The 10,829-nt window shown below is 65.7% G+C and carries 10 protein-coding genes; 7 read left to right on the forward strand and 3 right to left on the reverse strand.

Annotated elements, in window-relative coordinates:
- Both F0Q45_RS27920 and F0Q45_RS29500 read left to right on the forward strand, forming a co-directional pair.
- Positions 1-239: hypothetical protein (locus F0Q45_RS27920; protein WP_188113054.1), on the forward strand; the 239-nt coding region annotated here is incomplete at its 5' end.
- 435 nt (positions 240-674) lie between these two features.
- Complete coding sequence (locus F0Q45_RS29500; protein WP_262491088.1) at positions 675-860, forward strand: hypothetical protein; 186 nt, start codon at positions 675-677, stop codon at positions 858-860.
- Position 861: 1 nt separating this feature from the next.
- Here the strand turns inward: F0Q45_RS29500 and F0Q45_RS20580 are convergent, their stop codons facing one another.
- Both F0Q45_RS20580 and F0Q45_RS20585 read right to left on the reverse strand, forming a co-directional pair.
- Positions 862-1,392, reverse strand: a complete 531-nt coding sequence (locus tag F0Q45_RS20580) for a DUF5994 family protein (RefSeq protein ID WP_149655704.1) — start codon at positions 1,390-1,392, stop codon at positions 862-864.
- Between the two features lie 122 nt (positions 1,393-1,514).
- Entirely contained in the window at positions 1,515-5,870 is a 4,356-nt protein-coding gene (locus F0Q45_RS20585; protein WP_149655705.1) for a cation-translocating P-type ATPase, read from the reverse strand.
- 233 nt (positions 5,871-6,103) lie between these two features.
- Between F0Q45_RS20585 and phoU the strand changes: the two genes are divergently transcribed.
- From phoU to F0Q45_RS20600, 3 genes are read left to right on the forward strand one after another with little or no spacing between them, the layout of a single operon-like run.
- Positions 6,104-6,778, forward strand: coding sequence for a phosphate signaling complex protein PhoU (phoU, locus tag F0Q45_RS20590; protein ID WP_149655706.1), 675 nt, complete (start codon positions 6,104-6,106; stop codon positions 6,776-6,778).
- A 34-nt stretch (positions 6,779-6,812) separates the two neighbouring features.
- Positions 6,813-7,811: a magnesium transporter CorA family protein gene (locus F0Q45_RS20595; RefSeq protein WP_149655707.1), complete on the forward strand. Its 999-nt coding sequence runs from the start codon at positions 6,813-6,815 to the stop codon at positions 7,809-7,811.
- Positions 7,812-7,857: 46 nt separating this feature from the next.
- The gene (locus tag F0Q45_RS20600) at positions 7,858-8,718 is read left to right on the forward strand and encodes a pseudouridine synthase (RefSeq protein ID WP_262491086.1); all 861 of its coding nucleotides are present in this window, start codon (positions 7,858-7,860) and stop codon (positions 8,716-8,718) included.
- On the opposite strand, the gene F0Q45_RS27925 is transcribed toward F0Q45_RS20600, so the two are convergent.
- Positions 8,696-8,845: a hypothetical protein gene (locus tag F0Q45_RS27925; protein ID WP_188113055.1), complete on the reverse strand. Its 150-nt coding sequence runs from the start codon at positions 8,843-8,845 to the stop codon at positions 8,696-8,698. The two genes, F0Q45_RS20600 and F0Q45_RS27925, sit on opposite strands and share 23 nt — an antisense overlap.
- Positions 8,846-9,066: 221 nt before the next feature.
- Here F0Q45_RS27925 and F0Q45_RS20605 point away from each other — a divergent pair, with 221 nt between their 5' ends.
- Together F0Q45_RS20605 and F0Q45_RS20610 are read left to right on the forward strand one after the other, a co-directional pair.
- The gene (locus F0Q45_RS20605; RefSeq protein ID WP_149655709.1) at positions 9,067-9,297 is read left to right on the forward strand and encodes an MbtH family protein; all 231 of its coding nucleotides are present in this window, start codon (positions 9,067-9,069) and stop codon (positions 9,295-9,297) included.
- 15 nt (positions 9,298-9,312) lie between these two features.
- Positions 9,313-10,829: condensation domain-containing protein (locus F0Q45_RS20610; protein ID WP_262491087.1), on the forward strand; the 1,517-nt coding region annotated here is incomplete at its 3' end.

The raw sequence follows: 10,829 nt of genomic DNA on the forward strand, positions 1-10,829 counted from the left end.
GCAACGGCGGGGCGGGTGGTAGCGGCGGGGTTCCCGGCGGTATCGGCGGGCCGGGTGGGTTGCTGCTGGGCACAGGAGGCGGCAACGGCTTTGGCGGCCTTGGCGGCGCCGGCGGCGCCGGCGGTGTCGGAGGTGCAGCGGGCGTCGGCGGGGCGGGCGGCAGCAGCAGCGTCCAGAACGGTGCTTCCGGCGCTAACGGCAGCGCGGGCAGTAACGGAAATCCCGGACCCAACGGTTAACCGTTAAGACCAGGTCGGGTCGCTCGATTGGCATGCCCTTGGGAGTAGCGCGGGACAGCGTTGTTCGGCTGGGATACCCGCAGCCTCTTCGCCCGGATGCGGGTGTCGCCCACGCCATCGGTTCGGCCAGCCCTGCCGCGAGGCCCAATATCAACGTCGACGCGCTGGGCGTGCCCTCCGCCGCCAGGCACCGGCGTGTCTGATCGGCGATGGCTGACCGAATCCGCTGCGTCTGGCTCAGGTCAATCGAGACAGTGTGGCCAGCAGTTTCGAGCGATGAAAGGGTTGGCAGCCCCAGATCGCCTTGCTGGCCATAACCATGGGTTGCGACATGGTCAATGTTGGCCGCACCGCCATGGTTGCCACGGATTACATCCAGGCTCAGCGCAGCCAGATAGGCCGTTGCCTGTCCGGTGTCGCCACCAGTCGCCATCGGTGCAGTATCTGGCCACCCTGTGCTTCGAACTGCTATGCCTGGCGCGTGCCCGCGGCACATCTCACGCGGCTCTCGTTCCCCTCAACGCCATCGAACTGCTCGAGCCCGACGACAAACCCCATTGGGCGCTGCCCAGCCCATCCGACATCAAGGCGATCAGCGCCCTACTGGCGAACGCAACTTAGCTCAGCTGCTCGCCGGCAAGGCCGAACGCACACGAGTCTGCATCATAGGGTTGCGCACGAAGTGTTCGACGAGGATGGGAACGAAAGTCTGCACCGGTGCGTCGATGAACTGTTGGGCCGCCTCCTCACACCACGGCCTGATCTGCGTGGTGCGCCGCTCGTCGCCGCGGCCTTCGTGTTGGGCTAACTTGTATGCGACGTCGGCGACCGATCGCGCAATCAGGGAACGGCTGGCAGAAGTACCGTCGCAGTCTGCGCTACCTCGTGCTTCGTCCAGGGGCTGCTGACCGCTCTGGTCGCTGGCATCGGGAGCGACGACGTGCAGGGTCAGATGGTGACCGTCTTGTCCGATCAGCATGACGCTGGCCGGCTCGTCGCTGCGGAAGCCCGGCAATTCGACCGACTGACCGCCGATTTCGAGCACGGGTGGGGTGTCGTCGCCGCCGACGCCACCACCGCGGTCGCCAGGCCCCGCCACATGCTCTAACGCAGGTCGAAAGGACTTGAGTTGCAAGCGAGTTAGTCGCTGCATCACCACCACCTATCCGTTGCGTGCCCGACACCCGACACGATGGCCGGTGGTGACCACCGCGCGATGCCAGATGCCCAACCGCAGGTAGCGGCTACCCGAATTCTTGGTTACCCGCTGGCGGCCTAATCGTCGGCTGTCACGCCGACGATCCGGCGCGCCGTCGCCGACGCGCGGACCAGCAACTCCGGCGCCAGCACCGACACCAGGGTCGCCACCGCGGCGGCCAGCAGGGCCTGGCCCCAGCCCACGGGGCCTACCGGGGTGCAGCCGAACAGCTGACTGAGACCGGGAGTGCTCACCACAACCCCAAGCGCGGCAAAGGACCCGACAGTCGTCAACACCACCACCCGGGCGTGCGAGTCGGCCAGCGTCTGCGCCAATTGCGTGCCCACCAATCCGATCAGCGCAACCGTTGCCGCCCGGCGCGGAGTGCCGGTCACGCTGGCCATCAGCCACGCCAGCATGGCACCAACAGTGGTCGACGCGCCACGGATGCCGATGGCCCGCCACATCGCTGCCTCGTCTCGTTCGACCTCGGCGGTGCTCGTCTGCGGGCTGACCGCCAAGGCGGCGGCAGGCAGCGCGTCGGTCAGCATGTTGACCAGCAGCATTTGGCGGGCATTGAACACCGAACGCCCGGTCAGCAGGGCGGTGATGAGGGCAAAGCACACCTCGCCGACGTTGCCGCCCAGCAGTACCGACACCGCCGAATGCACCCGTCGCCACAGCTGCTGGCCCTCGTCGAGGGCCTCCAGCAGCGCGTCGATCCGTCCGTCCAACAACACCACGTCGGCCGCGGTACGGGCCGCATCGCTGCCCCGTGCGGCCATCCCGATGCCCACGCTGGCCGCCCGGATTGCGGCGGCATCGTTGACCCCGTCGCCCACCATCGCCGTGACCAGTCCGGAGCGTTCCAGGGCTTGGACCACCTCGACCTTGTGTTCGGGTGACATGCGCGCGAAGACCAGCCGCGACGCGACAGCCGCAGCGCGTTGATCAGCCGACAGCGCCTCCCATTGGCTGCCGGTGATCACCTCCTCGTCGGTCACCTCGATGCCCAGCTCCCGCGCGATGACGCTGGCGGTAGCGGGATGGTCACCGGTGATCAACCGGACCTCGATCTCCCGCTCGGCAAGGCCGGCCAAGACGGACTGGGCCATCGGCCGGGGAGTATCGGCCAAGCCGAGCAGACCGATTGGGGTCAGCTCAGCCGTACACAGGTCCGGTAGAACATCGGGATCGGTTGCAGCACAGGCGGCCTCAGCTGAACTGAGGTGACGCTCGGCCACCGCCAAAACCCGCAGACCTCCGGCCGCCATCGACTCGATCTGCTGGGTCAACGATGGGTCGTCGTGCCGCAGCGCGGCCAACAGCACCTCAGGTGAGCCCTTGATGGTCAACCGGGTACCGACCAGCGCGGCCGCGAACGGCCGACCGGACTGGAACGGCAGGAACGCGGCACGCTTGGACCGCCGCGGCGGCGCAGAACTCTCGCCGCGGACCGACGGGTCGCCCGCGGCCCGGACTATCGCGTCGTCGGTGGCGTGCTCGACGCGGTGGCTGTGCCTGGAATAGGTCGTGCTCAGCGCCGCGTCCAGCACCTGGCCGGTGGTGAAGCCCGGCGTCGGGTGCACCGCTTTGACCTTCAACCGGTTCTCGCTCAGCGTGCCGGTCTTGTCGAAGCACACCACGTTCAACCGGGCCAATGCCTCGATTGAGCGGGCGTTGCGGATCAGCACCGATTCGCCGGTGAGCCGGCGCGCCGCGGCCAGCTGGGCCAGCGTCACCACCAGCGTCAGCCCTTCCGGAATGGCAGCGACCAGCAGCGTGACCGCACTTGCCACCGCCTCGCGCAACCGGGTGCCCCGCGCTACGCTGAGCAACCCGACCAGCCCCACGCTGGCCACACTGAACGGGAACAGTCGCCGGGTGATCCGACTCAGCTGCCGTTGCAGGCCGATTTCCCGGGACTTTCGCGGAGCCATCGCCAACGCCCTGCGCATCTCGGAACGCGAACCGACCGCGGTCACCACGGCCACGGCCGTGCCCGCGATCATCGTGGTGCCGGCGTAGAGCATGCAGTCCCGGTCGGCCAGCGGGGCCCCGGGCGTGGGTTCGGTCTGCTTGGACACCGGCAGCGATTCACCGGTCAGCGTGGATTCGTCAACCTCGACATTGGATGCGTCCAACAGTCTGGCATCGGCGGGCACCACCTCGTCGGCGTGAACCTCGATGATGTCCCCCGGACGCAGTTGCGCCGCGGGCACCTTTTCGCGGCGCCGCTCGTCCAACGGGCCTAACCGCCGTCGCGCGGCGGGATCCTGTACGGCCAGCAGCCGGTTCAGAACGCGTTCGGCATGGAGCTGCTGTTCGGCCGACAAAGCGGCATTGAGCAACACCACATTGCCCACCAGAAGCGCATCCAGCGGCGAGCCCAGCAGGGCGCTCGCTGCCGCACCGGTGGCCAGCAGTGGGGTGATCGGGTCAGACAGGTCGTCGCGCATTTCGTCGGCGAAATCGCGGACGAGCTGCCACGACACCACCGTCGCGCCATGCAGCAGGCGAATCGGTGCCAGCTGTCGCCGCCAGGTTGACCCTTGTCCGGGGTGTTCGTCGGGAGGGCGCGGCAACAGCCGCCGCACCTCGGTGACCGGCAGGCTGTGCCACTCGTGGCCGGTTTCCGGCTCCGGCACTGGATCGCGAAAAACCTTTGTGCCCGCGCGAAATCCGAGATAGAGGCTGGCGGCCATGCCGACATTCACCGACGCCGAGCCGCGCCCGGGCACACCGGGAATCAGCATCAGCCCGCCGATCGCCGAAGCTGAGGCCGATAGCCGGATGGCACTGTCGGTGGCAGCGCGCGCGGCCGGCAGCGCGTGCAGCACCCGCCAGGCGCCGCCCAGATCGGAAACGAATACGTCGGCACCCCACGGCGGCGGATGCGGCTGCCGGGCCACACCGATGGTGACGTCGGCCCGGTGGGCGGCCCGCAGCTGCGACGTGGTCAACAGCGCCACCGTGGCGCCGCCCGCCTTGAGTTCGGCCACGGCCGACGCGATTGCGTCGTCGATCGACTCACCCGAAGGATACAAGGCATCGAATCCTTGTGCGAGAGAGCGCAATCCGTCGTCTTGGACGGAGAATACCCGGGGGCGTGCCCGGCGGGCCTCGGTGACCACCGCTGCGGCATGCGGATCGCGGACTGGGCTGATCAGTGTCTCGCCGCAGCAGCCGGCTCCGGGGATATCAGCCAAGGCGTGCCATCCCGGGGCCAGCCCCGCATCGTCGAGTGCGGCCCGAACCGCTTCCCAGGCCCGGGTGCGTTCGGAATCATCCACTCCGACAACGCGACTCACCGTCAAGTCGTCGGTGTAGAGTGCTCGCGGGTCGATCATGATCGTGTCCACCCGGTCGAGGCTGCGCAGGGCGCGGGGTTGTAGTACCAGCGCGTCGTGCTGGGCGGTCAAGCCGCGGCTCATCGCGCAGCCGAACGCCTCGCGGACGGTGCGCAACGGCTTGGGGACTGCGGCCAGTGCGGCAGCACCGGCCGTGTCGGGGTTGCGGGATAGCAGACCGACCACAGCGGCCGCGCCGATGCCGGCCACGCCGATCCGATTCGCGTAGCGTTCCGCGGGCCCGTCGGCCGGACGTTGGGTGTCCCTGGGCCGTAAGGCGGAATCGTCAGCGATCGGTTGGCTGCTCAGGGCGGGCTCATGTCGACGCCAGCTCAGCCGACCGGCAATGGCCTCGGCCGCGAGCATGCCGCGGTTGATGGTCTCGGCGGCCGCCGCGGTCGGCGACAGCGTCAACGCGGCCGTCGCGGCGTTGACGCAACCGAACAGCACGTCGGTTCCCTCGGGTCCCACGCGTAGCTCCAGCTCTCGACGCAGCCGTGGCAGGTGGTCGGCCAGCGTTGGTGCCACGGCCACCAAGTCGGGGAGTCGGGGCAGCCGCAACAGACTGCCGGTCAACGAAAGGCCAAGGCCCGCGCTGGCGGCCGCGGCTGCCACCATTGGGCCCAATACCACCGCGTCATCGCCTGGCAGGCTGGCTGGGCGTGCTGCGGGGGCCGGCATCCGGTCCCGTCGTTCGGCGTCGGCCACGATCCGGCACAGCCGTGCCGCCGCGGGTCCGTCCGCGTCGACGGTGACCACGAGCCGGGCCAGCACGCGGTTCAGGAAAGCCTGCTGCACTCCGGGTGTGGCGCGGACGGCGGCCAGGACGTCGGTGGCGATCGCGCCGGCGTCTGCACCGTGCAGGCCCCGTACCTCGATCCAGTGGCGCCGACCGTTTGTGCTGCTACGCCGTTGCGAAGGTCCGCCTGCTGCTTCGATCGCCACGCCAGCGACGGCCTGGGTCAGCGCTGTGAGCTTCGGCGCCACTCCGGCCAGCGACCGACCCACACCTGCGACGACGACTCCCGCGGCAGCCGCCATGCGGGTAGCGGCCACCACGGCGCGCAACGGAGCTACCACCATGGCTGCCTACTGTGCACCTTCACGGCTCCTTCGAGGCTCCTGCGAGCGACGTCGTTGAGCCGCAGACTATCCGGCAACGGCAGCAGGGGAAAGCAGCCTTCGGATCGTGCTCTGACGCTCGCGGCGCTCAGGCGCTCCCAGCTATGTCGAAATGGTCGGCACATGGTCGATGATGGACCGCGTGTACCGCCGGCAGTTCCGCGCCGCAAATCTGGTCCAGGAAGGCTTTGGCTATGAAACCCAGGAGAACCGCCTATCACAAGCAGCTAGCTGACCTGATTGCTCAACTGGCCGAGATGTGCGGCCTGGCCGGGCAGGCCATGAAGGACGCGACACGGGCCCTGCTGGAGGCTGACATCGACGCTGCTGAGCAGGCGATCCGTGAGCATGAACGGATCATGGCCATGCGCGCGCACGCGGAGAAAGAAGCTTTCGCGCTGCTGGCGTTGCAGCAACCGGTGGCCGGCGAGCTGCGGGCAATTTTCGGCGCCGTACAGATCCTTGGCGACGTAGATCGAATGGGAGCGTTGGCTGTGCATGTAGCCAAGATTGCCCGTCGGCAGTATCCGAAGCAGGTGCTCTCCGACGAGGTCCGCGGTTGCTTCGCTGACATGGCGAAGGTGGCAATTGGCCTGGGCGAGGCCGCGAAGCAGGTGCTGCTGTCTTTGAGCCAGGAGCAAGCCGCTGCGCTGCACGACCGAGACGACGCTATGGACGATTTATACCGGCAGCTGCTTGGTGTGCTGATTGACCGCGAGTGGAAGCACAGCGTCTCCGATGGCGTCGAGACCGCGCTGTTGGGTCGTTTCTATGAGCGTTTCGCCGACCACGCGGTGGAAATCGGTCGCCGCGTGATCTTCATGGTCACCGGTGCTTTGCCCACGCAGGACGAGATATCGACGTTCTGAGCGCGTTATCGGGGCGGGCTGACATGATGGCCTGGTGCGGACGGCACCAGCTATTCAGGGTCTCGTATGGCGTTGCGGTGAGCCGCAAAAGGACTTCGAATTCGACCGGATTTCTGACTACCTCAGTCAGGACGACACCCTGGTGTGGGTTGACTTGTGCGATCCCGACCACGACACTTTGCGTGGCCTAGCGCAGGAACTCGGCCTGAACTACTGGGCTGTTGAAGACGCCGTCGCAGCAGCAGAACGGGTTAAGGCCACCGCCTACGCAACCCACACCTTCTTCACCGTCTATGCCGTCGACGTCGCCGACGAAACCGCTCCCAACACAGAGCCGATGTTGTCGATGCGCCCGATCTCGGCCTTCGTGCTTGCTCGCGGATTGGTCACGGTGCGCCTGACGTCCGACTTCGACATGGCGCAAGTCACCCGGCGCTGGCAGGAAATAGGCGCTCAGCGCTACGGCGTCGGCGCCCTGGTACACGGACTGCTCGACGTCGTCGTCGACAGTCATTTCGCCGCCGTGGAGGCTCTCGACGACTGCATCGAAGCCATCGAGGACGATCTGTTCGACGGCAACGCAGGCCGGCAAGACTTCCATCGCCGAACCTTCCAGATGCGCCGAGACCTGGTGAACTTGCGGCGCGTGGCCCTACCGATGCGCGAAGTCGTCAACTCTATTCAGCATCATCGCCTTCACGCCGAGGCCGAACGGGAACTCGATCCGCTCTACGCCGACCTCTATGACCACGTGCTACGCGTATCGGAATGGACCGAGTCATTACGCGACATGATTACCACCGTGTTCGAGACGAACCTGTCGCTGCAAGATGCCCGGTTAAACACCGTCATGAAGAAGTTGACCGGGTGGGCCGCGATCATCGCTGTTCCCACCGCGATCACCGGCTATTACGGCCAAAACATCCCTTATCCCGGCTTCGGCTCGAGCGCAGGCTTCATCGTCAGCAGCAGCGTGATCGTCGTGCTGATGATCGTGCTCTATGTGACGTTTAGGCGTCGCGACTGGCTTTGACGGGACTTGCACCCCCAAGCCCCTGACGATATGTAGTCTGCGAGTCGTGCTTGGGGTTCGCGAGGCGCTGGGGCCCGCCCGGTTGCGACTGCGCGGAGGGTCCGTGCTAGCCGAGCTGACTGTGCGGTTTGGTGAGCCGGCCCGAGCCAAGGTGCTTGCCGGGGAGGTCGTCGACGACGACGGTGTGGTGGTGGATGCCCACACGGTGCGCCCGCCCGGGTCGTTGGTGTTCCTGTATCGCGACCTGCCCGACGAAGTGCCCGTGCCCTTTGACATCCCGGTGCTGTATCGAGACGACGACATCGTCGTCGCCGACAAACCCCACTTTTTGGCCACCATGCCGCGAGGCAGCCACGTCGTCCAGACCGCGTTGGTGCGGTTACGCTGCCAGCTTGGCTTGCCCGAGCTGAGCCCGGCGCACCGCCTCGACCGGCTGACCGCCGGGGTGCTGCTGTTTACCACTCGGCGTGAGTTGCGCGGTCGGTATCAGAAGCTGTTTGCCGCCGGAGCGGTGCGCAAGACCTACCTGGCGCGGGCCGCGGTGGACCCGGCCGTGCTGTTACCGCGCGTGGTGCGCAGCCGCATCGTCAAGCGCCGCGGCCAGCTGCAGGCGGTCTGCGAGCCCGGTGCGCCCAATGCGCAGACGGTGGTCGAACTGGTCTCGCCTGACGGCCTCTACCGGCTGACGCCGCGTACCGGACGCACCCACCAGCTACGGGTGCACATGGCATCGCTGGGGTTGCCGATCATCGGAGATCCGTTGTATCCCAACGTGATACAGGTGGCTGCCCACGATTTCAGTCTGCCGCTGCAGCTGTTGGCGCAACGCATCGAGTTCGACGATCCGGTCACTGGATCGCGTCGGGAGTTCAGCAGCCGCCGCGTCACACCGCCAGTCGGTCCTTGACCGCGGCGAAGAACGGGATATGCCGGTAGTCGCATGTCTCCGGGTCGTAGTCGGTGTACCAGCTGGTGAACTCCTGCCGCGACGGGTGAATTTTCATGTCCGACCACGGGTGAATACCGGTGTCCACCAAGAGAGGGATATCGGCGCTTCATTCTGGCTGCCATCGTGACCGGCACAGTGAGGATGAGGTCTAAAGGCTCTGCGTCCGCTGATCGGAGGATGGGGACTGTGTCCGATCAGCGGATAGGGGCAAAGGCGCGGTGCTGGAAGGCTGGTGGCATCGCTCGGACAGCGCCCCGTGGTCCCACCAGTGCACAGCTTTGTGTAGCGAGGAGCTCAGCAAAAACGATGAGCATCAATCCATTTGATGACGAAAATGCACGCTTCCTGGTGTTGGTCAACGCCAAGGAGCAATACAGCCTGTGGCCGGCGCTCGCCCAGGTCCCAGCGGGCTGGCAGATGGTTTACGGCGAGGCCGAACGTGCTGCGTGTCTGGACTACATCGAACGGAACTGGACCGACATCCGGCCGAAGAGCCTGCGTGAAAAGCTACGGGCCGGACCGGCTTTCGAGACCTAGGCCGGGCAGACATCGATGGACCTCGATGAGAACGCTCTTCCGCTGACCCGCGAACAGCTGAGGATATGGCTTGCGGCGGAAATAGGTTGCTCGGATACCGAGTGGCGACTCGGGAATTTTTTGCTCATCGAGGGCGCGGTAGACGCTGATTTGCTCAGACAGGCGATCCGCCAAGTGGTGGCTGAGGCCGAACCGCTCAGGGCCGTCTTTTCTGAGGTGGATGGCCAGGTCTTCCAACAAGCGGTTGATTACCCGGATATTGAGATTCCCTTTCATGACCTCAGCAGTTCTGCGGACCCCGTCGGGGAAGCTTATCGGTTGGCATCACCGATACAACGGGCCGCGATGCCGTTGACCGGCCCATTATTCAGATTTGCATTGTTTCGGACACGGCCGGATCAACTTTATTTGTTCATGTGTTGCCACCATATCGTCATCGACGGATTCGGAGTTGTTGCGCTGATAGCGAATAGGATTGCCGTCGTCTACTCAGCCATTGCTGCTGGCACGCCCGTCCCCCCCGCATTTTTTGGCTCGTTGCGAGACCTGGTTGCCTGGGAGTTGGAATACGAGGCGTCCAACGATTACCTCGACGACTTGGCCTATTGGACGAAGAATCTTCCGCAAGAAAATGCGCTGGGCTATCCGCTACCGCAATCTGAGGGCACGTGTGATGCGGACTCGGATTTTGTTGCTGCGCCGATTCAACTCGACCCTTCCATTGTGGATCGGATCGAGCGGCTGTCCCAGCTGTTAGGTGTCCGTCGATCATCCGTCATCACCGCGGCGTGTGCGCTTTTGGTGCGCGGGTGGGCCTCCGACGGATCACAGGTGGTGCTCGACTTCCCGGTTAGTAGGCGAACCACTACGGAGTCAAAGTCGTTTCCCGGAATGCTTGCCGGTGTTGTGCCGCTGGCGTTGCAGTTGACTCCGGAATCGTCGGTCGCGGATTTCTGTGAATATGTCCATAGGCGGATCGGCGAGGTGCTCCGCCACCAGCGGTTTCCAGTGAACGTTTTGGAGAACGAGGGTCACGGCCGCGGCGCTGGGCGGGCGAGTAATCGAGTTGGTGTCAATTTCATCCCGTCGACAACCGTGCTGCCTTTCAATGGTGCCCCAGCGCGGGGTGCGCCTACCACTTCCGGCTTTGTGAGCCACTTTGGTCTGTTCTTCTTTGGAGACGGCGATCGGATTTTCCTGAGTACCACCGGCGGTGGTCGGCCGTTCTCCAATTTCGACGTCGCTGATTTGGCGGCCCGATTGGAAAAGGTGTTGGCGGCGCTGGTCGCCGATCCGGGGCGGGCGTTGTCGTCGGTGGATGTGCTTGATGGTGCGGAGCATGCGAGTGTGGCGCGGTGGGGTAATCGGGTTGCGTTGAGTGTGGCTGCGGGGTCGGGGGTGTCGATTCCGGTAGTGTTTGCCGCCCGGGTTGCGTGCGCACCCGAAGCGGTCGCGCTGACCTGTGGGGAGCGGTCGTGGACGTATCGCCAGCTGGATGAGGTCACTAATCGGTTGGCGCACTTGCTGGTTGG

The sequence above is a fragment of the Mycobacterium simiae genome, from assembly GCF_008370645.1.
Classification (GTDB): domain Bacteria; phylum Actinomycetota; class Actinomycetes; order Mycobacteriales; family Mycobacteriaceae; genus Mycobacterium; species Mycobacterium simiae_A.